We start from the raw sequence: 25,749 nt of genomic DNA, 5'->3' as shown, positions 1-25,749 counted from the left end.
AGAGGGGTCAGCTGGCGCTGACCTTAAGGCCGATAAGGCCGCAGACGATCAGCGCCACACTGACCAGCCGTACCAGGGCCATGGATTCGCCGAACAGGATGATCCCGGCGATGACGGTGCCGACTGCGCCAACACCGGTCCAGATGGCATAGGCAGTGCCCAGCGGCAATTCTTTCATGGCCAGGCCCAGCAGGCCCAGGCTGATGACCATGGCGCCGACGGTGAGTACGGTGGGAATCGGTTTGCTGAAGCCGTCGGTGTATTTCAGGCCGACGGCCCAGCCGACCTCGAACAGGCCGGCGAAGAACAGGATGATCCAGGACATGTGTGTGTCTCCATCGTTTGAATGATGGGGCCGTCCCCGGAATGGTCACGCGGTGCGTCGTGAGGCCGTCCTCACAGTGGGCAATATAGTGCACACCTGAAGGTTTCAGGGCAAGCCAGTACTGGCCCTTTCACGGGCTTGCCCGCTCCCACAGGCACTGCATGATCATCAAGGCTGTGGCTATCCCTGTGGGAGCGGGCAAGCCCGCGAAGAGGCCCGTACAGGCACCCTCAATGGCTGGCAGGCTCCACTTCTTCAGCTTCCGCCGCAGGCTCATCCATGCGCCGGAACCAGGTCGACAGCAACGCCCCGGAAATATTGTGCCAAACACTGAACAACGCACTGGGCACTGCCGCCAATGGCGAAAAGTGCGCCGCCGCCAGCGCCGCCCCCAGCCCGGAGTTCTGCATCCCCACCTCCAGCGCCAGCGACTTGCGTTGGGCCAGCGGCAACTTGCACAGCTTGCCGGTCAGGTACCCCAGCAAATAACCAAAGCTGTTGTGCAGCATCACCACCGCCATGATCAGCAGCCCCGACTCGGCGATCTTCGCCTGGCTGGCCGCCACCACCGCGCACACGATCATCACGATGCTCACCACCGACACCAGCGGCAGTACCTGCACCGCCGCCTGCACCCGCGCACCTAGCAGGCGCTGGGCCAGCACACCGAGCACGATCGGCAGCATCACCAACTGCAGGATCGACCAGAACATGTCCATGAAGGACACCGGCAACCAGGCCGACGCCAGGAACCAGATCAGCGCCGGGGTCAGCAGCGGTGCCAGCAGGGTGGTGACTGCAGCAATCGCCACGGCCAGCGCCAGGTCCCCGCGTGACAGCCACACCATCACGTTTGATGCCGTGCCGCTCGGGCAGCAGCCGACCAGGATCACGCCCACGGCAATTTCCGGCGGCAGGTGGAACAGCTGGCACAGCAGCCAGGCCATGCCCGGCATGATCACGAAGTGCGCGACAACGCCCAGCATCACCCGCCAGGGCTGGCGGGCGAGGGCGGCGAAGTCGTCGAGTTTGAGGGTGAGGCCCATGCCGAACATCACCAGCCCCAGCAGCGGCACGATGGCGACCTTCAGGGCGATGAACCATTGCGGTTGCAAAAAGGCCAGCACGGCAAACACCAGCACCCACAGGGCGAAGGTATTGCCGACGAAGCGGCTTAAGGCGGCGAGGGCACGCATGGGGCAATTCCTTTTCTTTTTATAGCGCTATGAATTTTACTGGCCCCTTCGCGGGACAAGCCCGCTCCCACAGGTACATCACAATGCCAAAGGGCTGTGATGTACCTGTGGGAGCGGGCTTGTCCCGCGAGGGGGCAGGTACTGGCTGAAGTTGTGCCTCAGGCCAGCACCAGTCCTTCAAACCACATCAGACCCCTTGCGGAATCTCCTCCCCACCCAGCGCCTCGAACAGCACCGGCAGGAACTCGGTAAAGGTCATCATCATCAGCAGGAAGCTGGCATCGAACTGCTGCGCCGCCTCATCGCCACCGTCCTGCTCGGCCTGCTCCTGCAGCAGCTCTTCGAACTTCAGGCGCTTGATTACCATCTTGTCGTCCAGAATGAACGACAGCTTGTCCTGCCAGGCCAGGGCCAGCTGGGTCACCACTTTGCCAGTGCTCAGGTGCAGCTGGATTTCTTCGCCGGTCAGGTCCTGGCGCTTGCAACGCACGATGCCGCCGTCTTCGGCGGTGTCACGCAGTTCGCACTCGTCCAGTACATAGAAGCCTTCGGCGGTTTGCTGCGACTTGACCCAATCGGTCATGGTGGCGGTTGGCGCAATCTTCACCGTGGCTGGGCGCACCGGCAGCGAGCCCATCACTTCACGCAGGGTGGACAGCAGGTCTTCGGCACGCTTGGCGCTGGCCGAGTTGACCAGGATCACACCCAGACGCGGGGCGATGGCGGCGAAGATCATCGAGCGGCGGATGAACGCACGCGGCAAGAAGGCCTGGATGATCTCGTCCTTGATCTGGTCGCGTTCTTTTTTATAGACCTTGCGCATTTGCTCGGTCTCGATCTCTTCGACCTTTTCCTTGACAGCGTCGTTGACCACGCTGCTCGGCAGGATGCGTTCTTCCTTGCGCGCGGCAATCAGCAGGAACTCACCGCTGACATGCACCAGGGGAGCGTCTTCGCCTTTGCCGAACGGCGCGACGAAACCATAGGTGGTCAGCTCCTGGCTGGCGCAGGGGCGGGCCGGCTTGCTGGCCAGTGCGGCTTCCAGCGCTTCAGGCTCGAACGGGACTTCCTGGGTCAGGCGGTAGGTCAGCAGGTTCTTGAACCACATGAGGGGTAACTCTCCTTAATGCATAAGGCGGGCATTATTCTCCGAGCGGAGCTCTGAGGCCAACCCTGTCAGAGGGCCAGCAGTGGCTTATGTGTGAAAGAAACACCCGACAACGCTAGGCCTTTGAAAGGCATGAAGTTTTTTTTGAAAAAAGTTTAAAAAGTGCTTGCCAGGGTGCGGGGTCGTCCGTAGAATGCGCGCCACACCGAGACGAAGGGTGATTAGCTCAGCCGGGAGAGCATCTGCCTTACAAGCAGAGGGTCGGCGGTTCGATCCCGTCATCACCCACCACTCGATGTATAGCGCAGCGGTAGTTCAGTCGGTTAGAATACCGGCCTGTCACGCCGGGGGTCGCGGGTTCGAGTCCCGTCCGCTGCGCCATATTCCACTTCCAGGGCCCACTGAACACCCGGAAGTAACAGAGAAAGCGACCCTAGGGTCGCTTTTTTTGTGCCTGAAATTTGCTGTTTGAGCGAAGTGTGAAAAAACTTCGATAAGTGCTTGCCAGAGCGCCAAGTCGCCCGTAGAATGCGCGCCACACCGAGAGACATGGGTGATTAGCTCAGCCGGGAGAGCATCTGCCTTACAAGCAGAGGGTCGGCGGTTCGATCCCGTCATCACCCACCACTCGATGTATAGCGCAGCGGTAGTTCAGTCGGTTAGAATACCGGCCTGTCACGCCGGGGGTCGCGGGTTCGAGTCCCGTCCGCTGCGCCATATTCCACTTCCAGGGCCCACTGAACACCCGGAAGTAACAAAGAAAGCGACCTTAGGGTCGCTTTTTTTGTGTCTGCGGTTTCAGCTTCGGCGCTCTTCTTCCCGTAAGGTCAGCACCTCAAACCCGTCCTCGGTCACCGCCACGGTATGCTCCCACTGCGCCGACAGGCTGTGGTCGCGGGTAATCACCGTCCAGCCATCTTTCAACGTGCGCGTTCCGCGTCCACCCTGGTTGATCATCGGCTCAATGGTAAACACCATCCCCGGTTTCAGCTTCATGCCCATGCCACGCTGGCCAATGTGCAGTACTTCAGGCCCTTCATGCATCTGCTGGCCGATACCATGGCCGCAATACTCGCGTACTACGCTGTAGCCCGCCGCCTCGGCATGGGCCTGGACGGCGTGGCCGATATCGCCCAACGTGGCCCCGGGGCGCACCTGCTCGATGCCCTTCCACAGCGCATCGTAGGTGGTGTCGACCAACCGCCGGGCTTCATCGCTGATCTTGCCGATGCTGTACATCTTCGAGGAGTCGGCAATGTAGCCGCCCTGTTCCAGGGTGATGTCGACGTTGATGATCGAGCCTTCCTTGAGTACTTCATCGACCTTGGGCATGCCGTGGCACACCACGTGGTCCACCGAGGTGTTGAGGGAGTAGGGGAAGCCGTACTGGCCCTTGCTCGCTGGCCGCGCCTTGAGCGTGTCGACGATGAACGCTTCGGCGCGGTCGTTGATCTGCATGGTGGTCACGCCGGGGCCGATGAAACTGTCGAGGTCGGCGAACACCTGGGCCAGCAGCTGGCCGGCGCGGCGCATCAGGTCGAGTTGGGCGGGGGTCTTGAGAATCACCTGGGACATGGGGGGAGGGTAGTTGCTCGTGCTGGAATTTGCCCCAGCATAGCGCCAGCGGGTACCGGCTTGCCACCGCATGGTGCGTAGCCTGTGCCGGCCTCTTCGCGGGCACGCCCCTCAGGCCTTGCGATAGCCCTGTGGGAGCGGGCGTGCCCGCGAAAGGGCCGGTATAGCTGGCCCATAAATTGCTGATCTACCTTCATCCCGGGCTATCAACGTCGACAGCCCATAAAACTTCACGACAAAGGCGCCGTGTTGCCCCGCTTGCTCAGCAAGCCGGTGCAGCCGGCGCCTTTTTGCGTTTCCCACAGGAGCCCGCCCATGGCCAACAGCGAAGTGCGCAGCGTCTGCCCCTACTGCGGCGTTGGCTGCGGCATCGTCATGAGCGTTGCCGATGGCAAGGTCGTCAAGGTCAGCGGCGACAAGCAGCACCCCAGCAACTTCGGCCGGCTGTGCACCAAAGGCCTCACCGCGCATGTGCCGCTGACCGCCGCCGGCCGCCTGGAAGACGCCTATGTGCGCCAGCAGCGCAGCCAGCCGCCGGCGCGCACCGGCATGGACCAGGCCATCGCCTATGCCGGCAAACGCCTGCGCGGCATCATCGACCAGCATGGCCCCGACGCCGTGGCGCTGTACGTGTCGGGGCAGATGTCGCTCGAGGCTCAGTACCTGGCCAACAAGTTGGCCAAAGGCTTTATCCGCACCCGCCACATCGAGTCCAACTCGCGCCTGTGCATGGCCAGTGCCGGTAGCGGCTACAAGCTGTCGCTCGGCGCCGACGGCCCACCTGGCAGCTACCAGGACTTCGAGCACGCCGACGTGTTCCTGGTGATCGGCGCCAACATGGCCGACTGCCACCCGATCCTGTTCCTGCGGCTGCTCGACCGGGTCAAGGCCGGCGCCAGGCTGATCGTTGTCGACCCACGGCGCAGTGCCACCGCCGACAAGGCCGACTTGTTCCTGCAAGTGCGCCCCGGCAGTGACATGGCCTTGCTCAATGGCCTGTTGCACCTGCTACACCGTAATGGCCACACCGACCGCGGCTTCATCGCCCGCCACACCGAAGGCTGGGACGAACTGCCGGCCTTTCTCGACGACTACACCCCCGAGCGCGTAGCCGCCATCACCGGGCTGGCCGAGGCCGACATCATCAAGGCCGCCGAATGGATCGGCGGCGCCAACGACTGGATGAGCTGCTGGACCATGGGCCTGAACCAGAGCATCCACGGTACCTGGCACAGCAACGCCATCTGCAACCTGCACCTGGCTACAGGCGCCATCTGCCGCCCCGGTAGCGGGCCGTTCTCGCTGACCGGCCAGCCCAATGCCATGGGCGGCCGTGAGATGGGCTACATGGGCCCCGGCCTGCCAGGCCAGCGTTCGGCACTGGTGGAAGGCGACCGCGCATTTGTCGAGCAGCAGTGGCAATTGCCACCCGGCAGCCTGCGCAGCGAAGGCGGCGAGGGTACGGTGGCGCTGTTCGAGCAGATGAAGGCGGGTGAAGTGAAAGCGTGCTGGGTCATCTGCAGCAACCCGGTGGCCAGCGTCGCCAACCGCCAGCAGGTGATCGATGGCCTGTGCCAGGCCGAGTTGGTGATTACCCAGGATGCCTTCCTCGACACCGAAACCAACCGCTACGCCGATATCCTGCTGCCGGCCGCCCTGTGGGCCGAAGGCGAGGGCGTGATGATCAACAGCGAACGCAACCTCACCCTGATGCCGCGCGCCGTCGAGCCGCCAGGGCAGAGCCTGCCCGACTGGCAGATCATCGCCCGCGTAGCCTGCGCCATGGGCTACGGCGAAGCCTTCGACTACCCCGATGCCGAAGCGGTGTATGAAGAAATCCGCCGCTTCCATAACCCCGCAACCGGCTACGACCTGCGCGGCATCGGCTACCCCGAACTGCGCCAGCAACCGCACCAGTGGCCTTGTGCGCCAGGCCGTGGCAGCGACCGCAGCCCATTGCGCTACCTGAACGACGGTAGCAGCCAGGCGCTGCTGCACGATGCCCAGGGCGACCGCCCGGCGCTGGCCTTCGCCACCGCCAGTGGCAAGGCCCGTTTCTTTGCCCGGCCCTGGTTGCCGGCAGCAGAGTTGCCGGATGGCGACTACCCCCTGGTGCTGAACACCGGCCGCGTGCAGCACCAGTGGCACACCCTGACCAAGACCGGCAAGGTGCCGGCGCTGAACAAGCTGGAGCCCGGCCCCTTCGTCGAGGTCCACCCGGACGACGCGGCACGCCTGGGTCTCGCTGAAAAAGATCAGGTCGCCATCCGCTCACGGCGCGGGCAAGCCGTGCTACCGGTGCGCATCAGCGACCGCGTCATGCCAGGCAATTGCTTTGCGCCATTTCACTGGAACGACCTGGTTGGCGAGCAGCTGGCAATCAATGCCGTCACCTGCGATGCGGTCGACCCGCTGTCGCTGCAGCCCGCTTTCAAACACTGCGCCGTGGCCCTGCAACGGGTCGCAGGCGAGCGTATCGACGCCCTTGACCTGAACACTGCCATTCCGGAGCCAGCCCGCATGCCCACTGCCACCCTGTCCCGTCTGCTTGGCCTGGACGCCCTGCCAGCCCCGGTGCTGGCAGAAGAAGAGCGCCATTACCTGCAAGGTTTCGTGCTGGGCCTGGACCAGGCACGTGCAGAGGGTGTGCCCCGCCTGCCGGCCAGTGCGCCACTGGCGGCCAACCGCCGGCTGTTTATCGACGGCTTGCTGGCCGGGCTATTCGCCCAGCCTGCAACACTGCCCGCTGCGGCGTTGGTGGCGCCACGGCATCAGGTGCTGTGGGCCTCGCAGACCGGCAACGGCGAGCTGCTGGCCGAGCGCTGTGCCGAACACCTGCGCGGTGCCGGCCTCGATGTGCAGCTCAGTTGCATGGACGCGGTCAGCCCAAGCCAGCTGCAGGGTGCTGCCAGCGTGGTGCTGATCACCAGCACCTTTGGCGATGGCGACGCGCCCGACAGCGCCGCGGCGTTCTGGCAGGCCTTGCAGGGCGAGGAGGGCGCCTGCTGTGCCGAGCTGCCCTATGCCGTGCTGGCCTTGGGCGACTCCAGTTACGACCAGTTCTGCGGCTTTGGCCGTAAGCTCGACCAGCGCCTGGCCGAACTGGGTGGCCGGCGACTGTTGCAACGGGTGGACTGCGAGCCAGACTTTGACCAAGCGTTCGCTGGCTGGCTCGCAGCGTTGCTGCCCTCGCTGGGCAGTGCCGCTGCGCCACATCCGGCCAGCGCACTTGCACCCATGGCGGCCTACAGCAAACAGCAACCCTGGGCCGCCGCCTTGCTGGAAAACCACCTGCTCAACGGCCCCGGTGCCAGCAAGGAAACACGCCAACTGGTGTTCGACCTGAGCGGTAGCGGCTTCAGCTATGCCGCCGGTGATGCCCTGGGCGTGTGGCCGCGCAATTGCCCGGCCCTGGTCGACGAACTGCTGGCGCTGATGCAGCTCGATGGCCAGGCCAGGGTCGAGCTCAAGGGCCAGCCGGCCATGCCACTGGCCGAAGCCCTGCAAACGCACCTGGAGATCGCCAAGGTCACCGCGCAGCAACTGCAGGCCTTCGCTGGCAATGCACCGGACCTGCAGCGTCTGCTGCAGCCCGAGTGCAAGGCCGAGCTGCAGGACTGGCTGTGGGGCCGGCAGTTGGTCGATGTGCTGCGCGCCTTCCCCCAACAGCTACCGCTGGCCAACTGGCTGGACCTGCTCAAGCCCTTGCAGCCGCGTCTTTACTCGATCAGCTCCAGCCCGTTGGCGCATCCGGGCCAGGTCCACCTGACCGTCTCCACCGTGCGGTACGGCGAGCGCAAGGGCGTGTGTTCGGCCTTCCTCGCCGACCGCGCGCAAGCGGTGAAGGTGGCTATCTTCCCGCAGGTGTCGAAGCACTTCCGGCTGCCCGAAGACGACAGCGTACCGGTGATCATGGTTGGCCCGGGTACCGGCATTGCGCCGTTCCGGGCGTTTCTTGAGGAGCGGGAGGTGCGGGGGGCGAAAGGGGGTAACTGGCTGTTCTTTGGCGAGCAGTACGCCGCTACCGACTTCTACTACCGGGAACAGTTGCAGGCTTGGGAGGCAGCAGGGCACTTGCGGCTGCACACGGCGTTCTCGCGGGACCAGGCGCAGAAGGTCTATGTGCAGCAGCGCATGCTCGAGCAGGGCGCGCAGTTGTGGCAATGGCTTGAGGCGGGGGCGTATTTCTATGTGTGTGGGGATGCGCAGCGCATGGCCAAGGATGTGGATGCGGCGTTGCGCACGGTCGTGGCTGAGCACGGCGGGATGGATGCAGCGGCGGCTGCTGCCTATGTCGAAGGGTTGAGCAAGGCCAAGCGCTATCGGCGGGATGTGTACTGAAGTGCACCGGGATGGGGAGTGATGCACTTGGAATGTGCAATTGCTGTGCTGGCCCTATCGCCGGCAAGCCAGCTCCCACAGGTATCTTGCAAACCTCGAAACCTGTGGCGGCCCTTGTGGGCGCTGGCTTGCCGGCGGTAGCGCCAGCACAGGAAAAAGGATTGGCACAGTCCCTGCTTTACCTCCAATACAACAAGCCCCACTGATCAACGGCGATCAACCCGGGGGCACACCGTGATGAATACAGGCAAAGGCGCCTGGAGCTTCGGCTCCAGGCGCTTTTTTTTTTGATCGAGGATCGGCTTATGAAGGCAACAGCGAGCAGCGGGCAACGAGAGCGACTGGTCATCGTCGGCAACGGCATGGTCGGCCACCATTGCGTCGAACAACTGGTCAGCCGCGGCGCCCTGCAGCGCTTCGAAGTGCGGGTGTTCGGCGAAGAGCGCCAACGCGCCTACGACCGCGTGCACCTGTCCGAATACTTCGGCGGCAGTTGTGCCGAGACCCTGGCGCTGTGCGAGCACAACTTCTACAACGCCAACGGCGTGCACCTGCACCTCGGTGAGGCCGTGCTGGAAATCGACCGTGAGCGCTGTGAGGTAGTCACCGCCGAGGGCGCTACGGCTACGACCAACTGGTCCTGGCCACTGGCTCATACCCGTTCGTGCCGCCGATCGAAGGCTCCAGCGGCAATGCCCGTCTGGTCTACCGCACCCTTGATGACCTCGATGGCATCCGCGCTGCCGCAGCCGGTGCCCGCCGTGGCGTGGTGGTCGGTGGTGGCCTGCTCGGCCTGGAGGCCGCCAACGCGCTCAAATCGCTGGGCCTGGAAGCCCACGTGGTGGAATTTGCCCCACGGCTGATGCCGGTTCAGCTGGACGGCGAGGGCGGTGCCGCGCTCAAGGCACAGATTGAAGCGCTGGGTGTTGGCGTGCACCTGTCGCGTGCCACCCAGTCGATCAGCGGCGGTGAAACCTACCGCTACCGCATGAACTTCGACGGTGGCGAGCACCTGGAAGCCGACCTGATCGTGTTCTCCGCCGGTATTCGCCCGCAGGATGCCTTGGGCCGTGGCTGCGGCCTGGACATCGCCGCCCGCGGTGGCGTGGTGATCGACAACCACTGCCGCAGCAGCGACCCGCGCATCTTTGCCATTGGCGAGTGCGCTTCGTGGAACGGTAGCGTGTTCGGCTTGGTCGCCCCGGGTTACAGCATGGCGCGCAACCTGGCGGCGTTGCTGATGGGGGAAGCGGCGGTGGCGTTTACCGGCGCCGACATGTCGACCAAGCTCAAGTTGCTGGGCGTGGATGTCGGTTCGATCGGCGATGCCCATGGCGCCACCCCTGGTTCACGCAGCTACCGCTTTAGCGACGAAGCCAACAGCGCGTACCGCCGGCTGGTGGTAGACGCCAGCGGCAAGCACGTGCTGGGCGCGGTGCTGGTCGGCGACAACAGCTACTACGACACCCTGCTGCAATACGCCCAGAATGGCATCGCCCTGCCAGCCGACCCGGCAGCGCTGATTCTGCCGCAAGGCGGTGGTGCACCGGCCCTTGGCGCCGATGCGCTGCCCGACAGCGCAACCATCTGCTCGTGCCACAACGTCAGCAAGGGTGCGGTGTGCGCCGCCATCGACAGCGGTTGCAGCGACCTTGCTTCGGTCAAGGGCTGCACCAAGGCCGGCACCGGCTGCGGTGGTTGCGCGGCCTTGCTCAAGCAGGTGTTCGAGCACGAGCTGACCGCCCGCGGCGTGGCGGTGGACAAAAGCCTGTGCGAGCACTTCGCCTACACCCGCCAGGAACTGTACGGGCTGGTGCGGGTGGAGGGCATCCGCACCTACAGCGAGCTGCTCGAACGCCACGGCAAGGGCCACGTTGGCTGTGACATCTGCAAGCCGGCGGTGGGCAACATCCTCGCCTCGTGCTGGAACCAGCCGATCATGGACCCGGCGCTGGTGCCGCTGCAGGACACCAACGACACCTTCATGGCCAACATGCAGAAGAACGGCACCTACTCGGTGGTGCCGCGCATTCCGGGGGGTGAAATCACCCCCGACAAGCTCATCGTCATCGGCCAGGTGGCCAAGAAATACGACCTGTACACCAAGATCACCGGCGGCCAGCGCATCGACCTGTTCGGCGCCCAGCTGCACGAGCTGCCGCTGATCTGGGGCGAACTGATCGAGGCCGGCTTCGAAACCGGCCACGCCTACGGCAAGTCGACCCGCACGGTGAAATCGTGCGTGGGCAGTACCTGGTGCCGTTACGGCGTGCAGGACAGCGTCGCCATGGCCCTGCGCCTGGAAGACCGCTACAAGGGCCTGCGCAGCCCGCACAAGCTCAAGTTCGCCGTGTCTGGCTGCACCCGCGAGTGTGCCGAGGCGCAGAGCAAGGACATCGGCGTGATCGCCACCGACAAGGGCTGGAACCTGTACGTGTGCGGCAACGGCGGCATGCGCCCCCGGCATGCCGAGCTGTTCGCCACCGACCTGGACGACGAAACCCTGGTGCGCCTGATCGACCGCGTACTGATGTTCTACATCCGTACGGCCGACAAGTTGCAGCGCACCTCGGTGTGGCGCGAAAACCTGGACGGCGGGCTGGACTACCTGAAGCAGGTGATCATCGACGACAGCCTGGGCCTGGCCGGCGAGCTGGAAGCGCAGATGCAGCATGTGGTCGACCAGTATGAATGTGAATGGGCCAACGCCCTCAACGACCCTGAGAAGCTCAAGCGCTTCCGCACCTTCGTCAATGACCGGCGTGCCGACCCGGACGTGCACTTCGTGCGCGAACGCGAACAACGCCGGCCCGCTGCACCGCTGCACCTGATCCCAACTGTCGAGGAGGCTGTCTGATGAACCTGTCCAATGCTGCTGTGAAAACCTGTGAGAACTGGCAGGCGGTGTGCCAGGCGCAAGACCTGGTGGCCGATTCCGGGGTCGTGGTGTGGCTCGACGGGGCTCAAGTGGCGCTGTTCTACCTGCCAGGGCAGGCCCAGCGACTGTATGCGGTGGACAACCGCGACCCGCGCTCCGGTGCCAACATCATCGGCCGCGGGCTGGTGGGCAGTGTGCAGGGCGAGCTGGTGGTGGCGGCGCCGTTGTACAAGCAGCATTTCAGCCTGCAGAGTGGCGAGTGCCTGGAGGATGCCGGGCAGCGCCTGCGGGTGTGGCCGGTGCGCTTGAACGGGGAGGCTGTGGAGTTGGCCGTGGCCTGATACTCATCTGCTGACCCGCTTGTTCCGCTCTCAAGCCCTGCGCGGCCCTTGTAGGAGCGGCCTTGTGTCGCGAAAGGGGTGCGAAGCGCCCCCAGGATTTCAGCTTCGCCGCATTGATTGCCGGGGCCGCTTTGCGGCCCTTTCGCGACACAAGGCCGCTCCTACAAGGACCGTACAGGCCACAAGATTGATGCAACACATTTATCCCACAAGAATACTCATCGATTTTTGATTCGTGACCCCCCGCAACTGGCATATTTACCAGTACATTTGCCTTGGTTTTATCTTCATGATAGGCGGTGGTGAAGGGAAAAGGCATTGCCATCATGGCCATCATTAAATCCAAAACCCAAAAGTATTTCTATAGGCGCAACGGTGTTGCGACGCTTGTCAGCGGCAATGAATCCCTCTCCTGCATGCGCTTTGAAGCGGGTCTATCAGGCATGCGGTCATCAACCGGTTTGAACAGAATTATCGGCAGCGATGCACAAGGCTCGGTGCTCCATGAAATTGAGAGTGCAGTGTGTGTAAAGCGAATCTACGCTGTTTATGGACTTGCTGCTCACTGCCCCGTAGAGGATATCGGTTTCAAAGGTGAGCGCTGCGATGTGTTGACGCAGTGCTACCCTCTAGGAAAGGGCTACCGTACCTACAGCCCTCTGCTGATGCGCTTTCAAAGCACCGATAACCAATCACCGTTTGGCAAAGGCGGGTTGAATGCTTACGCCTTTGTCAGAGGCGATCCTGTCAACTTGAGCGACCCCAGCGGTCATTCGCCATCTCCTGGAAAAGGCCAAGGTTTGTATTATAAGGGGCCTATTAGAATGGTTGATGGGATGCGGGTTTTCTACTCGCAGAGTGACGCTGGAGTGCGGGTCTTGAATATCGGGGCTCATGGATTTCCCGGCAGAATTGGAACTGAGCGAGTCAACCACCCCGCGCGTGCAGTTGTGCATACCTTGGAAAAATCTGGCTACGCAATGAGCGGGCAGGCAACCCATATACTGGCGTGCAATTCTGCTAACGGCCAACCCTCATTTATTCAAGATATGGCCAACATTACTCAGGCCCCATCCACTGGCTATCAGGGGAGTTTGTGGACGGATGACAATCGGCCGGCCAGAGTCAATGGCGACATTGACAATTATTGGGTCAGGCTGATCAAAACCATGACCCCCGATGATTCCGATTATGCGCGATTTGCCTATGCGCCTGTCACGGTCAAACCGGCAGCAGCGACACGGGAAATGTCAAACGAACCGAAAGATTTGGCTACCAGGGTGAGGCAATGACCACCTGAGGGCGTAAAGTAGCAACTCGTTTAACAGACTGCCCTGCCATGAACCTCGACACCCGCATCAAATACCGCCACCTGCTGTGCTTCCTGGAGATTGCCCGGCAGGGCAGCCTGGCCAGGGCTGCCGACGTGCTCGCGATCAGCCAGCCGGCCATTTCCAAAACCCTCAAGGAACTCGAAGACCTGCTGGAAGCACGCCTGTTCGCGCGCAGCCGCCAGGGCGTCGAGCTGACCCCGGCCGGGGCGCGCTTCATGCGTTATGCCGGGCCTAGCGTGCAGGCCCTGCGCGACGGCGTCAGCAGCTTGCGCGGCGAAGCGCGGGCGCCGTCACAGGTGCGTATCGGCGTGCTGTCGACGGTCGAGGGCCTGCTCATGCCCGAGGTACTGTGCCGCCTGCACCAGCGCCATGAAGCGCTGGTCATCAGTGTGGCCACCGGGGTCAGCGCGCAGCTGCTCGGCCAGTTGCGCCTGGGCGAACTGGAGCTGGTGGTCGGGCGCATGACCGACAGCCCGCAGATCCAGGGCCTTTCGTTCGAGCACCTGTACAGCGAGTCGATGAGCCTGGTAGTACGCCCGGGTCACCCGCTGCTGGCCGCCACGCCGGTCGAGCGCGCCTTGGTGGGGCGTTACCCGTTGGTGTTGCCGCCCGCAGGCACCACCATCCGCCAGCATGCCGACAGCCTGTTTGTGCAATGCGCCATCCAGATGCCGGCGCAGCGCCTGGAGACCCTGTCGCTGGCCCTGAGCCGGCGCTACCTGCTGGGCAGCGATGCACTGTGGGTGGCGCCGCGCGATGCGGTGCTGCTCGACCTGCGCCGTGGCGAGCTGGTGGAGCTCGACCTGGGTGTGCGCGAGCCGGGCGGCTCGGTTGGCATATGCCGCAATGCCGCCTTGCCGCAGAGCCTGCCGGGGCAGTGGGTGTGCGAAGTGCTGCGCGAGGTGGCAGGGGAGTACCGCGAGGGCAATTACCCCTGAGCGCAGGTATTTCAACATCCGGTGAAATAAATCCCCGGAGAAACCGGGCAAAAACGGCACAACAGGTCAATACTGGCCACTGGCTGCAAACGCTTGGATGAATAAGCGTTTAACTACTGAACTTCCTTACCAAAACCCGCTCCTATGCCGGTAGCCATTGGTCATGGCCGCCTGCTAAGCTCGCGGCTTTACCCTGATTGCCCTTATGGCGCATGAACAAGGAAATAGCATGAAACAGCATCGTTTGGCGGCTGCGGTTGCCCTGGTAGGCCTGGTACTGGCTGGCTGTGATCAACAAGCCAGCAGCCCCGAGCTGAAGACTCCGGCGCAGAAAGCCTCCTACGGTATCGGCCTGAACATGGGCAAGAGCCTGGCTCAGGAAGGCATGGAAGACCTTGATTCGAAATCTGTCGCTCTCGGTATCGAAGACGCCGTTGGCAAGAAAGAACAACGCATCAAGGACGAAGAGCTGGTAGAGGCGTTCACTGCCTTGCAGAAACGCGCCGAGGAGCGCCTGGCCAAGGCCAGCGAAGAAGCCGCCTCCGCCGGCAAGAAGTTCCTTGAAGAAAACGCCAAGAAACCCGGCGTGGTCACCACGGCATCGGGCCTGCAGTACGAAGTGGTCAAGAAGGCTGATGGCCCGCAGCCCAAGCCGACAGACGTGGTCACTGTCCATTACGAAGGCAAGCTGATCGATGGCAAGGTGTTCGACAGCTCTGTCGAGCGTGGCAGCCCGATCGACCTGCCGGTCAGCGGTGTGATCCCGGGTTGGGTCGAAGGCCTGCAGCTGATGCACGTTGGCGAGAAGTACAAGCTGTTCATCCCGGCTGAACTGGCCTACGGCGCACAAAGCCCAAGCCCGCTGATCCCGGCAAACTCGGTGCTGGTGTTCGACCTGGAACTGATCGCCATCAAGGATCCGGCCCAGCTGCAAGGCGCCGAGCCGGAAGCCGAGGCCCCAGCTGAAGCGCCTGCCAAGTAACACTGGCTGGCTCTTGCAAAACGCCCCGTCCCGACGGGGCGTTTTCGTTTGTGGCGATTGGACGAACCTGCGACAGTGGATACTGTCGGAGGAAATGCAGCGAGTAGATGTAGGATGTTTCTGACGCAAATCGTTTGCGGCCAGGTACCCATGGCTTGAAACGGCTGTGTAAAAAATGCCCGATCTGACCGTGGCCCTTGCCTGGCAGGCACCTGGGGTCAGAAACGCGCCCCTGTTCACAAGGTTATCCACAATAAATGTGGATAACCTGTTCCGCCTGGAGGCTCCATGAGCGCACCCTGGAATTTTGCCCGTTTCCTGCCCTTGGCCGAGCGCCTGTTAAGCCGTGGCCGGCTGCCAGCCCTGCTGTTTGCAGTGGCCCGCAAAGGCCCGCGCCTCGGCCGGCTGCGCGAGGACGTGAAACTGCTACAGTCGCTGTGCCTGGCATGGTGGCGCGGCGAATACCGCGCTATCAGCCCAAAGGCCCTGGTCACCATCGTGGCCGGCCTGCTGTATTTCGTCAGCCCTATCGATGCCATCCCCGACTGGTTGCTGGGCGTGGGTTTTCTGGATGACATCGCCGTACTGGGCTGGGTGTTGAAGACCGTGGCCGACGAACTCGCGCGCTTCAAGGCCTGGCGCGACAGCCAGGCACCCGAGCGGCTGCGCGTGGTCGAGCGCCTGCCGGCTACCCCGCAAGCGTTGGGGCGGGAGCGCAATACGCAGTGAAAACAGCCTGAACTGCACCGCCACCGGACAGACCCCGGAGTTGGTAATATAATTGGCATAAGGGTTATGCCTACGGATTACATGCTGTAATCCTTTTTAAAGGGGTTTGTAATGGGTATTCAGGTAATTAGCCGGGACGGTCAACCCGAGTACGCTGTCGTTCCCTGGGAGCAGTACCAGGCACTGCTGAAGGCGGCGGGGCAGGCGCCGGCCGAGGCGGTTGTCGGCGAACAGGCTGGCCCAGCTGCCGTGGCGCCATTGCCGGCGTTCAGCGAAGTGGCGCAGATTCGCCAGGCCAAGGGCATTGCCCCTGAGCAACTGGCGCGCAATGTCGGCGTGAGCCCGGCGTATCTGGCCATGATCGAATCCGGCGAACGCCAGCCGGATGCTGCCATTCGCCGGGCCTTGGCCTGGCATTTGGGGGTGGCTGGCTGGAGCGAGCCATCATGAGCCAGGTCAGGATCAGCCGTCAGCACTGGGATAACCTGCTGGGCGAGCTTGACCTGGCCCGTCGTCAACGTCACTTGCTGACCTACCGAGCGCTGATCGAGCGTTTGCAATTGCCCAGCCCGGCCATGCAGACGCTCACTGCCGCGCTGGAGTACCTGGCGGTGCTGGATGCCCGTGCCGAGCAGCCGTTGCGCAGCTCGCTGGTGATCAGCCAGGGCGCCAGCCGTTTACCGCGTACCGGCTTCTTTGAATGTGTCGAACGGCTGGGGCGGTTTGCCGGGCCGGTCGATGGCATGGAGGCGGCCTCATGGCATGCCTCCGAGGTGGTCCGGGTGTTCGAGTACAGCTACCCCGAAACAGCCTGATTGTTAGCAGCAGCGCGGCCTCCAGCTCGGTCAGGCGGCCGATGCTGAACAGGTTCAATGGCGCATGCAGTGGGCTGTTGGACGGCCCGCGGCTCAGTGCCTCATGGCCGAAAACCCGTTGCTCGCTCAGGCACATGATCGGCTGAAACAGACTGTGAATGCTGCGTTGAGCCAGGATGGCACTCAAGGCGGCGACGGTCATGACATATTCCTGAAAATGAAAGGGCCGGGCATCTGCATGCCCGGCCCCGTATTTCACGACAGCGCGATGATTGTTTGATGACAGGTCACATGATTCTGCCATCACTGCCGCTGCGCCTTACTTCTTGGCCACCTTGGTGCTCGCGCTGAGGTAGTCGATCAGGATACGACCGGTTTCGGACAGGTAGGCGTCGTCTTCGGGCTTGGTGTTTTCATCCTCGACCGGCAGCGCGTCCTCGTCCTCTTTCTTCAGCTCTTTGAGCGGCTCTTCACCCTTGGCCTTGCGGCGGATGTTTTCCAGCGCCAGCTGCTTGGCTTCGATATCGTCGTGGCGTGCACGGCGATCCTGCTCGTTGAGGCTGACGGTTTTTTCGGTCATCAGCTTCTGCGTCAGGGCAAGGCGGTCGCGAATGTAGGTGAACTCGGCATCCTTGTCGCTGCGCGCTTCATGCTGTGCCTTGAGCTGGGCCAGGTACGGCTTGAACGGGTCCGCCGCCGGCTTGACGACCGGGCGGATGGTGTCCCACGGCATAGCCTCGGGCAGGGCGCTCTCGCCGATTTCCTTGGTGTCGATGATCGACGGGTAGTCGATGTCCGGCAGCACGCCCTGGTGCTGGGTGCTCTGCCCGGAAACCCGGTAGAACTTGGCCAGGGTCAGCTTCAGCTCGCCATGGTTGAGCGGCTGTATGGTCTGCACGGTGCCTTTGCCGAAGGTCTGGCCACCGATGATCAGCGCGCGGTGGTAGTCCTGCATGGCACCGGCGAAGATCTCCGAGGCCGAGGCCGACAGGCGGTTGACCAGCAGTGCCAGCGGGCCCTTGTAGAAGGCACCCGGGTTTTCGTCTTCCAGCACGTCGACGCGGCCGTCGCTGTTGCGCACCAGTACGGTCGGGCCTTTTTCGATGAACAGGCTGGTCAGCTCGGTGGCTTCCTGCAGCGAGCCACCGCCGTTGTTGCGCAGGTCGATGACCACGCCGTCGACTTTTTCTTTTTGCAGTTCGGTGAGCAGTTTCTTCACGTCACGCGTGGTGCTCTTGTATTCCGGGTCACCGGCGCGGTAGGCCTTGAAGTCGAGGTAGAAGGCCGGGATCTCGATGATGCCAAGCTTGTAGTCACGCCCGTCCTGCTTGAGCTTGAGCACCGACTTTTTCGCCGCCTGCTCTTCAAGTTTTACCGCTTCACGGGTGATCGACACGATCTTGCTGGTCTGGTCGCTCGGCGCATTGCTGGCCGGGATGACTTCCAGGCGTACCACCGAGCCTTTCGGGCCACGGATCAGCTTGACCACTTCGTCCAGGCGCCAGCCGACCACGTCGACCATTTCCTTGTTGCCCTGGGCCACGCCGATGATCTTGTCGGCCGGCGCTACCTGCTTGGTCTTGGCTGCCGGGCCTGCCGGCACCAGGCGCACGATCTTGACCTGATCGTTGTCGCTTTGCAGTACCGCGCCGATGCCTTCGAGCGACAGGCTCATGTTGATGTCGAAGTTTTCCGCGTTGTCCGGCGACAGGTAGTTGGTGTGCGGGTCATAGGACTGGGCGAAGGTGTTGATGTAGGCCTGGAAGATATCCTCGGCACGGGTCTGGTCCAGGCGCGCCAGCTGGTTCTTGTAGCGCTTGGTCAGGGTTTCCTGGATCTGCTTGGGTTCCTTGCCGGCGATCTTCTGGCGCAGCACTTCGTCCTTGACGCGTTTGCGCCACAAGTCGTCCAGCTCGGCCTGGCCCTTCATCCACGGGGCGTCCTTGCGGTCGATCAGCAAGGTTTCCTTGGTGGTGAAGTCGATTTTGTCCACGCCTTTGTTCAGCTCGGCCAGGGCGAAGTCCAAGCGTTGCTTGACGCGGTCCAGGTAGCGTTTATAGATGGTGAAGCCCGGGTCCAGGTTACCGCTCTTGAGGAAATCGTCGAATTGCGTTTTCCACTTGTCGAATTCGGCAATGTCGGCAGCGGTGAAATAGCTGCGCGCTGGGTCCAGGAGCTTGATGTAGCTGTCGTAGATGATGACCGAACGGGCATCGTCCAGGGGCGGCTTGCTGTAGTGGTGGCGTTTGAGCAATTCCACCACGTTGAGGCTGGCGACGATCTCGTCGCGGTCCGGCTGCAGGCCGTCCCACTTGTTGGCGGCCGCTGCATTGCCGCCGAGCGTGAGGCTGCCCAGGCCGATCATTACAGCGAGGGCGGTGCTTGGGAGGAAATGCTTCATGCTGATTCGACGTGGAGGCAATTGATCACGCATAGTAGGCCGTCTTTTCCGTTGCCGGTTCCATTGAACCGGGCAAATACTGCAAAAAGCCTGGGGTGTGCGTTCCCCAGGCCCAGTCATGATTCAACTATGGAGGCACTGTGAAGGCATTGCAAGGCGTTGACGGACATGTGGAGTGGGTCGAGGCCGAACGCCCGGCCTGTGACGCGGGCCAAGTGCGCATTCGCGTGGCTGCTGCGGGCCTGAACCGCGCCGATCTGCTGCAAATGAAAGGTTTGTACCCGCCGCCGCCCGGTGCCAGCCCGTACATGGGCCTTGAATGCGCCGGTGTGGTCGAGGAAGTGGGTGCCGGTGCCGACTGGCGCGTGGGCGACCGGGTATGCGCACTGCTGGCCAGCGGCGCCATGGCCGAGGAGGTGGTGGTCGATGCCCGCCATGTACTGCCGGTACCTGAAGGGCTCAGCTTGCATGAAGCGGCAGCCTTGCCCGAGGTGTATGCCACTGCCTGGCTGAACATCTTCCAGCTGGGTGGCGTGAAGGCCGGTGAGAAGGTGCTGGTGCATGCTGGCGCCAGTGGCGTTGGCTCGGCCGCCATCCAGCTGTGCAAGGCATTCGGCAGCCCGGTGTGGGTCAGCGTCGGTTCGCCGGAGCGCCTGGCCTATTGCGAAGCGCTGGGCGCTGCGGGTGGTGTGGTACGTAACGAGAACCTGGATGCACTGGAAGGTTTCGGGCCGTTCGATGTGATTCTCGACCCGGTGGGCGCCAGCTACGGCGAGCTCAACCTCAAGCTGCTGGCCCGTGACGGGCGTTGGGTGATCATCGGCCTGATGGGCGGGCGCAAGTTTGAGCTGGACCTGGCCCAGGTACTGGGCAAGCGCCTGCAGATTACCGGCTCTACGCTGCGCAACCGTGATGACAGCTTCAAGGCCGAATTGCTGCGCGAGCTGCAACAGCAAGTGTGGCCGCTGTTCGCCGAAGGGCGCTTGTCGCCGCAGCTGGTCGATACCTACCCGGTGGAGTTCGCCCAGGCGGCGTATGCCGAGCTTGAGACCAACCAGGTGTCGGGCAAGTTGGTCATGGTGATAGACCCAAGTCTTTCATAAGCAGGCCCGGCCCTATCGCCGGCAAGCCAGCTCCCACAGGTTCACCACAGGATTGGAGGCCTGTCACGGACCTGTGGGAGCTGGCTTGCCGGCGATAGGGCCAGAACAGGCGGTACAAAGTCAGGTCCAGCTAAGGATCGGCCATCCATTGGTCTGGGCATGCTCACGCAACACCGCATCCGGGTTCACCACATGCGGATGATCCACCTTCAGTAGCAGCGGCAGGTCATTGCGTGAATCGGAATAGAAACTCGCACCCTCCAGGTTTTCCTGTTCCTGATCCAGCCACTCCAGCAACCGGGTGATCTTGCCTTCGCGGTAGGTCAGTACCCCGTGAGTCTTGCCCGTATACACCCCGTTCACCGCCTCCAGCTCGATCGCCAGGTATTCATCCACCCCCAGCCGTGTCGCAATGGGCCCGACCAGGTGCGTCCCCGAAGCGGAAATGATCAGAATGCGGTCCCCACGCTTGCGGTGCTCGGCAATGCAGCGGCAGGCGTCGCCGTAGATGATCGGTTCGATCACCTCTTCGACCCACGGCTCAACCAAGTGCTCTACCTCCTCCAGGGTACGCCCGGCAATCGGCTCCAGGCTGAAGGCCATGTAGTCCTCCATCTGCAGGTGGCCCTTGCCGTAGGCCTCCATCAGTTCATGGTCGCGGCGCAGGAAGTCCTTGCCGTCGACCCAGCCCAGCCGGGCCATCTGCTCGCTCCACAGCGACGCACAGTCACCGTGGATCAGGGTTTCGTCCAGATCGAAAATTGCCAATGCCATTGTGTTGAATCTCCTTAAGCCACTTCCCGCAGCGCCGTGGGGTCGATCGACAAGCTTACCCGTTTTCCGTCCGCGTGCAGGTCGGCCGGCGAGCGGTTGAGCACGTCGACCACCAACTCCACCTCGCGCACATTTACGCGGTAGCGAATCACATTGCCCAGCAGGCTGTGGCTGCGTACTTCTGCGTCCAGTTCGCCATTGACCCCCAGGGTGATCGACTCTGGGCGGATCGCCAGGCGGCTGGTGACCGGGCGTTGTAGCAGGCGGCTGGCGCTGTCGGCGTCAAGCAGGTTGTAGTTGCCGATAAAGCCGGCGGCAAACAGGTCCACAGGCGCTGTGTAGAGGGTTTCGGCATCGCCGCTCTGCACGATACGCCCCTGGTTCATCAGGAAGATGCGGTCGGACATGGTCAGCGCTTCTTCCTGGTCGTGGGTGACGAAGATGGTGGTCAGCCCCAGCTCGCGCTGAATGGCACGAATCTGCTCGCGCAGGTGTTTGCGAATGCGCGCATCCAGTGCCGACAATGGTTCGTCGAGCAACAGCAGGCGCGGGCGGGTGACCAGCGAGCGGGCCAGGGCTACGCGCTGGCACTGGCCGCCAGACAACTGGTGCGGGTAGCGCCCGGCAAAGTTGCCCAGCTCCACCAGCGCCAGCACCTCGCGTACCCGGGCCTGGCTTTCGTCGGCCTTGACCTTCTGCATGCGCAGGCCAAAGGCCACGTTCTGTTCCACGGTCATGTTGGGGAACAGCGCGTAGCTCTGGAACACCATGCCGATGCCACGCTTTTGCGGGCTCAGCGGCACGATGTCGTGGCCGTCGAGGAGGATCTGCCCGCTGTCTACCGGGGTCAGCCCGGCGATGCAGCGCAGCAGGGTGGACTTGCCGCAACCGGACGGGCCTAGCAGGGTCACGAACTCGCCGCGTTCGATGTGGCAGTCGATGTTCTCGAACACCGGGCTGCCGGCGTAGCTTTTCTGCAGTTTCTGTACGCTGACGAAGCTCATGTCAGGTCTTGTCCTTGTTCAGGCGGTTGGCGACCCAGGTCAGTACCAGCACAAAGGCGAAGTACGAGATCACCAGTGCGCTGTTGAAGTGGCCGCTGCTGTTGCGCATGTTGTTCAGGTACACCTGCAGGGTCTCGTAGCGGGTGCCGACCAGCAGGTTGGCGAACACGAACTCGCCGAACAGGAACGAGAACGACAGCAACAGCGCCACCATCAGGCCCTTGCGCAGGTTTGGCAGCACCACCAGCAGCGCGGCCTGCCAGGTGCTGGCGCCGAGCAACTGGGCGGCGTCCATCAGGTCGCGCAGGTTGATGGCCTGCAGGTTGTTGGTAATGGCGCGATACATGAACGGCAGGGCGATGGTGAAGTAGCAGCCGATCAGGATCCATGGCGTGCCGACCATGGCCATCGGCCCGCTGCCATACAGCTGCAGCAGCCCCACCGACGACACCACTGGCGGTACCGCGAACGGCAGCAGGATGAGGATGTTCATCAACGCGTCGAGCCGCGGGAAGTGGTAATGCACCACGAACAGCAGCGGCAGGATCAGCACCACCGACAGCAGCAGCGCGCCCATGCACACCAGCAGCGACTGGCCAAAGGCGGCCAGGAAGCGCGGCTCACTCCACAATGCCACGTACCATTTCAGGGTCAGGCCGCTGGGCAGCAGGCTGGCCGACCAGCTGGTGGCCAGCGAATAAAGCAAGGTGCCGGCCAGAGGCAGCAGCAGGATCAGGAACAGCAGGTAGACCACCACGCGGTGGTACCAGCCGCCGGAACGGGCGTCAGCGCGCATGGTAGCTCCGTTTTAGTAGCCATTGATGCACCACCGTGACCAGCGTCATCAGCCCCACCAGCACCATCGCCAAGGCGCTGGCCAGGTTCGGGTCGAGGCTGATGTCGCCGGCTACCAGGCCAGCAATGCGGATTGGCAGTACGTTGAAGTTGCCGGTGGTCAACGCGTACACGGTGGCGTAGGCACCGAGGGCGTTGGCCAGCAGGATGACGAAGGTGCCCAGCAGTGCCGGGGTCAGTACCGGCAGGCCGATGTGCCGCCAGTATTGCCAGTGGTTGGCGCCGAGCAGCGCGGCCGACTCGCGCCAGTCTTCACGCAGGGCGTCGAAGGCGGGGTAGAGCAGCAATACACCCAACGGGATCTGGAAGTAGGTGTACACCAGGATCAGCCCGCTTTTGGAATAGATGCTGAAGTCTTCCAAAAGGCCGATCTGCTTCAGCAGCAGTGTCAGCGCGCCGTTGAAACCGAGCAAAATGATGAAGGCGAAGGCCAGCGGCACGCCGGCAAAGTTGCTGGTCATGTTGGCGAAGGCGCTGACGAAATCGCGCAGCCTCGAGTCCACCTGGCGCAGCGAATAGGCGCCAAGGGTGGCGATGACGATGCCGAACAGGCTCGACCAGAAGCTGATCTCCAGGCTGCGTTGCAGGGCCTGCAGGTAAAACTTGGAGCTGAACACCTTGCTGAAGTTTGCGACGCCCCAGCCGGCCTCCGATTGCACGCTGTTGATTGCTACCCAGGCCAGCGGGGCAATCTGGAAAATGACGAAGAACACGGCAAACGGCAGCAGGCAGAGCAATGCCAGGTAGCGGCCACGGGCGCCGCTGCGCTTGGGTGCAGTCACTTCAGCAGCTCCCGGCACACGGTCTTGTCGTGGGCAGCGCCCAGCAGCTCGCACATGGTGCCGCACAGCTCGGTCTGCAGCGGCTTGGCCGCCGGGTCCAGGCTGAAGGCGTCACCAAAGACGAACAGCGGCACTTCGCGTTCCTCGGCCAGCAGGCCGTTGTGCGAGCGGTCGTTGTTCATGCCGTGGTCGGCGGTGACCAGTACCTGGTAGCCCTCTTCGAGCCAGCCTGGCAGGTAGTCGGCCAGCAAGATATCGGCGCTGCGCGCGGCGTTGCGGTACTGGCTGCTGTCCAGGCCGTGGCGGTGGCCGACATCGTCGATGCTCATCGGGTGCACCAGCAGGAAGTTGGGGGCATGGCGGCGGCGCAGGTATTCGCCATCGGCCAGCAGGTGCGAATCGGGGTAACGGTCGTCCCAGTAGAACAGCCCGTGCTGGATCGGCAGCTTCGGCGCGTGGGTATGGCGATCGCGCTGCGGGTCGAAGGGCGAGCGGTTGTACAGCTCGCTCATCCAGTGATAAGCCGCCGCTGCGGTGCCCAGGTTGGCCTCGCGGGCGTAGTGGAACACGCTGCGCTGGTTGGACAGGCGGTTGACGTTGTTGTGCACGATGCCGCTGTCGATCGGCGGCACGCCGGTGAGGATGCATTCGTACAGCGGCCGTGACAGTGACGGTAGCTCGCATTCCACGCGGTACAGCGCGGCGCGGTCGGCCTCGACATAGGCATGCAGGTGGCCCATGGCGTGGTGGGCAACCTGATAGTTAAGGCCGTCTAGCAGGACCAGGATGACGTTGTGTTGCATGGTGGCTCCAGTCATAAACCGCGTTGGCTTCTTCGCCGGCATGCCCGCTCCCACAGGGTTTTGCACGGTCTCTGTGGGAGCGGGCGTGCCCGCGAAAGGGCCGGGTCAGGCACTAGACAAGCTAGCCCTTTACTCCATCTCGATGATCACCTGCTCCTGCCACATCTGCGGCAGTTTCTTCGAGGTGGCTTCCCAGGCTTCGGCATTCTTGATCGGTTGGGCGGCACCGTACTGCTCGTTAGGCAGCAACTTGTCCTGTACATCCGCCGGCAGCTTCAGGTGCTCGGCACGGATCGGCCGGGCATGCCCCTTGGCCAGGTTAATCTGCCCGGCATCGCTGAAGATGTATTCACGGGTCAGCTTGGCCGCGTTGGGGTGCTTGGCGTATTTGTTGATGACCGTGGTATAGCCGGAGATCACCGAGCCATCCGACGGGATCAGCACTTCAAAGCGCTTGGGGTCGATTTGCTCGCGGTAGCTCAGGCCGTTGAAGTCCCACACCACGCCCACTTCCACCTCGCCCTTCTCCAGGGTCTGGATGGTCGGGTTGGCCAGCGACAGGCGCTTTTGCTGGGCCAGTTTGGTGAACAGTTGCAGGCCCGGCGCCACGTTGTTTTCGTCGCCTTTGTAGGCGATGGCGGCGGCGAGCACGCCGTTGGCGGCCTGGGCGGCAGTGCCGACGTCACCAATGGCGACCTTGTACTTGCCTTTTTCCAGGTCATGCCAGGTTTTTGGGCGTTCCTCTTCCTTGACCAGGTCCTTGTTGATGATGAAGGCAATGGTGCCGGTATAGGCCAGCGCCCAGTGGCCGTCCTTGTCCTTGGCCCACTCCGGCACCTGGTCCCAGGTGCTGGGTTTGTACGGCTGGCTCACGCCCTTGGTCACGGCAATGGGGCCGAAGGCGGCGCCCACATCGCCGATGTCGGCGCTGGCGTTGTCCTTCTCGGCTTCGAACTTGGCAATTTCCTGGGCCGAGCTCATGTCGGTGTCGCTGTGCTTGAGGCCGTATTTGCTGGCCAGGTCTTCCCAGGTGCCTTTCCAGTTGGCCCAGGCATCGGGCATGCCCACGCTGTTGACAGTGCCTTCCTTGCGGGCGGCATCTTCCAGGGCCTTGAGGTCTTCGGCCATGGCCGAGGTACAGAACGCGATGGCCGAACCGAGCAGTGACGCCATGAACAACTTTTTCATCCGTAGCTCCTTGGGTGGGTGCCTTTAACCGATCGTTGTTATGAGTGAAGCCGTTGCCTGGAACCTTTGGTCTAGGTCAGCAAACCTTGAGCCAAGGTAGGCCGCTTGCGTGACAATTTGATGTAGGGAAGGGCCCGTCAAGGTGACGACGGGCTCCTGGCAATACAGCGTAGACCATGGTGAACCCGCGGTTTTGCGGGGCTGGCCCGATTCTGGCAGTAGCTTGTGGGCCGCCTTGTCACAGGATGTTCATCAGCCCTGCCTAGGCTTGCACTAT

Annotated in this window: 21 protein-coding genes, 4 tRNA genes and 2 pseudogenes; 15 read left to right on the top strand and 12 right to left on the bottom strand. The window is 62.9% G+C overall.

All coding sequences use genetic code 11. The annotated features are described in order from the left end of the window. Positions 1 to 7 precede the first annotated feature (7 nt). From sugE to rdgC, 3 genes are all read right to left on the bottom strand, one after another. Positions 8 to 325: a quaternary ammonium compound efflux SMR transporter SugE gene (sugE, locus tag N805_RS16145; RefSeq protein WP_019470182.1), complete on the bottom strand. Its 318-nt coding sequence runs from the start codon at positions 323 to 325 to the stop codon at positions 8 to 10. A 230-nt stretch (positions 326 to 555) separates the two neighbouring features. Further along, the gene (locus N805_RS16140) at positions 556 to 1,521 is read right to left on the bottom strand and encodes a bile acid:sodium symporter family protein (protein WP_019470183.1); all 966 of its coding nucleotides are present in this window, start codon (positions 1,519 to 1,521) and stop codon (positions 556 to 558) included. A gap of 187 nt (positions 1,522 to 1,708) precedes the next feature. Beyond that, positions 1,709 to 2,629, bottom strand: coding sequence for a recombination-associated protein RdgC (gene rdgC, locus N805_RS16135; RefSeq protein WP_016501075.1), 921 nt, complete (start codon positions 2,627 to 2,629; stop codon positions 1,709 to 1,711). A gap of 215 nt (positions 2,630 to 2,844) precedes the next feature. On the opposite strand from rdgC, the gene N805_RS16130 reads away from it, so the two are divergent. The 4 genes from N805_RS16130 to N805_RS16115 all read left to right on the top strand — a co-directional run bounded on the left by N805_RS16130 (position 2,845) and on the right by N805_RS16115 (position 3,346). Continuing rightward, positions 2,845 to 2,920: transfer RNA gene (locus tag N805_RS16130), tRNA-Val, on the top strand. A gap of 13 nt (positions 2,921 to 2,933) precedes the next feature. Further along, positions 2,934 to 3,010, top strand: a tRNA-Asp gene (locus N805_RS16125). A 170-nt stretch (positions 3,011 to 3,180) separates the two neighbouring features. Continuing rightward, positions 3,181 to 3,256 (top strand) — tRNA-Val (locus N805_RS16120). 13 nt (positions 3,257 to 3,269) lie between these two features. Beyond that, positions 3,270 to 3,346: transfer RNA gene (locus tag N805_RS16115), tRNA-Asp, on the top strand. An 81-nt stretch (positions 3,347 to 3,427) separates the two neighbouring features. On the opposite strand, the gene map is transcribed toward N805_RS16115, so the two are convergent. Beyond that, a complete protein-coding gene (map, locus tag N805_RS16110) occupies positions 3,428 to 4,276 on the bottom strand; it encodes a type I methionyl aminopeptidase (RefSeq protein WP_046811333.1) in 849 nt (282 codons plus the stop codon). Positions 4,277 to 4,519: 243 nt separating this feature from the next. On the opposite strand from map, the gene N805_RS16105 reads away from it, so the two are divergent. The 9 genes and pseudogenes from N805_RS16105 (at position 4,520) to N805_RS16065 (ending at position 16,562) form a co-directional block, all read left to right on the top strand. Further along, positions 4,520 to 8,545: a bifunctional nitrate reductase/sulfite reductase flavoprotein subunit alpha gene (locus N805_RS16105; protein ID WP_028614184.1), complete on the top strand. Its 4,026-nt coding sequence runs from the start codon at positions 4,520 to 4,522 to the stop codon at positions 8,543 to 8,545. 305 nt (positions 8,546 to 8,850) lie between these two features. Then, positions 8,851 to 11,402 (top strand): annotated as a pseudogene (gene nirB, locus N805_RS16100) (nitrite reductase large subunit NirB). After that, positions 11,402 to 11,764, top strand: a complete 363-nt coding sequence (gene nirD, locus N805_RS16095) for a nitrite reductase small subunit NirD (RefSeq protein WP_019473196.1) — start codon at positions 11,402 to 11,404, stop codon at positions 11,762 to 11,764. The pseudogene nirB and the gene nirD overlap by 1 nt, the downstream one beginning before the upstream one ends. A 326-nt stretch (positions 11,765 to 12,090) precedes the next feature. Continuing rightward, complete coding sequence (locus N805_RS29400; protein ID WP_083849016.1) at positions 12,091 to 13,056, top strand: RHS repeat-associated core domain-containing protein; 966 nt, start codon at positions 12,091 to 12,093, stop codon at positions 13,054 to 13,056. A 47-nt stretch (positions 13,057 to 13,103) separates the two neighbouring features. After that, the gene (pcaQ, locus tag N805_RS16085) at positions 13,104 to 14,036 is read left to right on the top strand and encodes a pca operon transcription factor PcaQ (protein WP_019473198.1); all 933 of its coding nucleotides are present in this window, start codon (positions 13,104 to 13,106) and stop codon (positions 14,034 to 14,036) included. 229 nt (positions 14,037 to 14,265) lie between these two features. Beyond that, positions 14,266 to 15,018 carry an FKBP-type peptidyl-prolyl cis-trans isomerase gene (locus N805_RS16080; RefSeq protein WP_016485307.1) on the top strand — a complete coding sequence of 251 codons (753 nt, stop codon included), beginning with the start codon at positions 14,266 to 14,268 and terminating at the stop codon, positions 15,016 to 15,018. A 288-nt stretch (positions 15,019 to 15,306) separates the two neighbouring features. Then, positions 15,307 to 15,747: a YkvA family protein gene (locus tag N805_RS16075; RefSeq protein WP_019473199.1), complete on the top strand. Its 441-nt coding sequence runs from the start codon at positions 15,307 to 15,309 to the stop codon at positions 15,745 to 15,747. A gap of 111 nt (positions 15,748 to 15,858) precedes the next feature. Then, a complete protein-coding gene (locus N805_RS16070) occupies positions 15,859 to 16,197 on the top strand; it encodes a helix-turn-helix domain-containing protein (protein WP_019473200.1) in 339 nt (112 codons plus the stop codon). Further along, the gene (locus N805_RS16065) at positions 16,194 to 16,562 is read left to right on the top strand and encodes a hypothetical protein (protein ID WP_016501064.1); all 369 of its coding nucleotides are present in this window, start codon (positions 16,194 to 16,196) and stop codon (positions 16,560 to 16,562) included. Before N805_RS16070 ends, N805_RS16065 begins: the two co-directional genes overlap by 4 nt. A 13-nt stretch (positions 16,563 to 16,575) precedes the next feature. Here the strand turns inward: N805_RS16065 and N805_RS31025 are convergent. Next, a pseudogene (locus tag N805_RS31025) lies at positions 16,576 to 16,749 on the bottom strand (diguanylate phosphodiesterase); the annotation flags it as partial. Here N805_RS31025 and N805_RS30545 point away from each other — a divergent pair. Continuing rightward, a complete protein-coding gene (locus N805_RS30545; RefSeq protein WP_155412697.1) occupies positions 16,666 to 16,842 on the top strand; it encodes a hypothetical protein in 177 nt (58 codons plus the stop codon). The pseudogene N805_RS31025 and the gene N805_RS30545 overlap by 84 nt on opposite strands. A gap of 39 nt (positions 16,843 to 16,881) precedes the next feature. Here N805_RS30545 and N805_RS16055 read toward each other — a convergent pair whose 3' ends face one another. Continuing rightward, positions 16,882 to 18,963 carry a carboxy terminal-processing peptidase gene (locus N805_RS16055; protein ID WP_019473202.1) on the bottom strand — a complete coding sequence of 694 codons (2,082 nt, stop codon included), beginning with the start codon at positions 18,961 to 18,963 and terminating at the stop codon, positions 16,882 to 16,884. 140 nt (positions 18,964 to 19,103) lie between these two features. Between N805_RS16055 and N805_RS16050 the strand changes: the two genes are divergently transcribed. Next, positions 19,104 to 20,066 (top strand): NAD(P)H-quinone oxidoreductase, encoded by a 963-nt coding sequence (locus N805_RS16050; protein WP_019473203.1) that lies wholly within the window; start codon positions 19,104 to 19,106, stop codon positions 20,064 to 20,066. Positions 20,067 to 20,186: 120 nt separating this feature from the next. Here N805_RS16050 and N805_RS16045 read toward each other — a convergent pair whose 3' ends face one another. The 6 genes from N805_RS16045 to N805_RS16020 form a co-directional block, all read right to left on the bottom strand. Continuing rightward, on the bottom strand, positions 20,187 to 20,840 hold the full coding sequence (locus tag N805_RS16045) for an HAD family hydrolase (protein WP_019473204.1): 654 nt from the start codon (positions 20,838 to 20,840) through the stop codon (positions 20,187 to 20,189). A 14-nt stretch (positions 20,841 to 20,854) separates the two neighbouring features. Further along, a complete protein-coding gene (locus tag N805_RS16040; protein WP_019473205.1) occupies positions 20,855 to 21,844 on the bottom strand; it encodes an ABC transporter ATP-binding protein in 990 nt (329 codons plus the stop codon). A 1-nt stretch (position 21,845) separates the two neighbouring features. After that, entirely contained in the window at positions 21,846 to 22,640 is a 795-nt protein-coding gene (locus N805_RS16035) for an ABC transporter permease (RefSeq protein WP_019473206.1), read from the bottom strand. Next, on the bottom strand, positions 22,630 to 23,481 hold the full coding sequence (locus N805_RS16030) for an ABC transporter permease (RefSeq protein WP_019473207.1): 852 nt from the start codon (positions 23,479 to 23,481) through the stop codon (positions 22,630 to 22,632). The genes N805_RS16035 and N805_RS16030 overlap by 11 nt, the downstream gene beginning before the upstream one ends. Then, a complete protein-coding gene (locus N805_RS16025; RefSeq protein ID WP_019473208.1) occupies positions 23,478 to 24,284 on the bottom strand; it encodes an alkaline phosphatase family protein in 807 nt (268 codons plus the stop codon). Before N805_RS16025 ends, N805_RS16030 begins: the two co-directional genes overlap by 4 nt. Positions 24,285 to 24,413: 129 nt before the next feature. After that, complete coding sequence (locus tag N805_RS16020; RefSeq protein ID WP_019473209.1) at positions 24,414 to 25,472, bottom strand: ABC transporter substrate-binding protein; 1,059 nt, start codon at positions 25,470 to 25,472, stop codon at positions 24,414 to 24,416. Positions 25,473 to 25,749 lie beyond the last annotated feature (277 nt).

This window comes from Pseudomonas putida S13.1.2, from assembly GCF_000498395.2.
GTDB classification, from domain to species: Bacteria; Pseudomonadota; Gammaproteobacteria; order Pseudomonadales; family Pseudomonadaceae; genus Aquipseudomonas; species Aquipseudomonas putida_Q.
Note: the sequence above shows the minus strand (reverse complement) of the source record. Positions and strands in the feature narration are given on the sequence as shown.

Bases quoted from the DNA above. Each gene is read 5' to 3' on its own strand.
- N805_RS16025 (WP_019473208.1), bottom strand. From the start codon at position 24,284: ATGCAACACAACGTCATCCTGGTCCTGCTAGACGGCCTTAACTATCAG.
- N805_RS29400 (WP_083849016.1), top strand. From the start codon at position 12,091: ATGGCCATCATTAAATCCAAAACCCAAAAGTATTTCTATAGGCGCAAC.
- N805_RS16055 (WP_019473202.1), bottom strand. From the start codon at position 18,963: ATGAAGCATTTCCTCCCAAGCACCGCCCTCGCTGTAATGATCGGCCTG.
- nirD (WP_019473196.1), top strand. From the start codon at position 11,402: ATGAACCTGTCCAATGCTGCTGTGAAAACCTGTGAGAACTGGCAGGCG.
- N805_RS16075 (WP_019473199.1), top strand. From the start codon at position 15,307: ATGAGCGCACCCTGGAATTTTGCCCGTTTCCTGCCCTTGGCCGAGCGC.
- N805_RS16105 (WP_028614184.1), top strand. From the start codon at position 4,520: ATGGCCAACAGCGAAGTGCGCAGCGTCTGCCCCTACTGCGGCGTTGGC.
- map (WP_046811333.1), bottom strand. From the start codon at position 4,276: ATGCGGTGGCAAGCCGGTACCCGCTGGCGCTATGCTGGGGCAAATTCC.
- sugE (WP_019470182.1), bottom strand. From the start codon at position 325: ATGTCCTGGATCATCCTGTTCTTCGCCGGCCTGTTCGAGGTCGGCTGG.
- N805_RS16035 (WP_019473206.1), bottom strand. From the start codon at position 22,640: ATGCGCGCTGACGCCCGTTCCGGCGGCTGGTACCACCGCGTGGTGGTC.
- N805_RS16140 (WP_019470183.1), bottom strand. From the start codon at position 1,521: ATGCGTGCCCTCGCCGCCTTAAGCCGCTTCGTCGGCAATACCTTCGCC.
- pcaQ (WP_019473198.1), top strand. From the start codon at position 13,104: ATGAACCTCGACACCCGCATCAAATACCGCCACCTGCTGTGCTTCCTG.
- N805_RS16045 (WP_019473204.1), bottom strand. From the start codon at position 20,840: ATGGCATTGGCAATTTTCGATCTGGACGAAACCCTGATCCACGGTGAC.
- N805_RS16070 (WP_019473200.1), top strand. From the start codon at position 15,859: ATGGGTATTCAGGTAATTAGCCGGGACGGTCAACCCGAGTACGCTGTC.
- rdgC (WP_016501075.1), bottom strand. From the start codon at position 2,629: ATGTGGTTCAAGAACCTGCTGACCTACCGCCTGACCCAGGAAGTCCCG.
- N805_RS16020 (WP_019473209.1), bottom strand. From the start codon at position 25,472: ATGAAAAAGTTGTTCATGGCGTCACTGCTCGGTTCGGCCATCGCGTTC.
- N805_RS16080 (WP_016485307.1), top strand. From the start codon at position 14,266: ATGAAACAGCATCGTTTGGCGGCTGCGGTTGCCCTGGTAGGCCTGGTA.
- N805_RS30545 (WP_155412697.1), top strand. From the start codon at position 16,666: ATGGCCGAAAACCCGTTGCTCGCTCAGGCACATGATCGGCTGAAACAG.
- N805_RS16065 (WP_016501064.1), top strand. From the start codon at position 16,194: ATGAGCCAGGTCAGGATCAGCCGTCAGCACTGGGATAACCTGCTGGGC.
- N805_RS16040 (WP_019473205.1), bottom strand. From the start codon at position 21,844: ATGAGCTTCGTCAGCGTACAGAAACTGCAGAAAAGCTACGCCGGCAGC.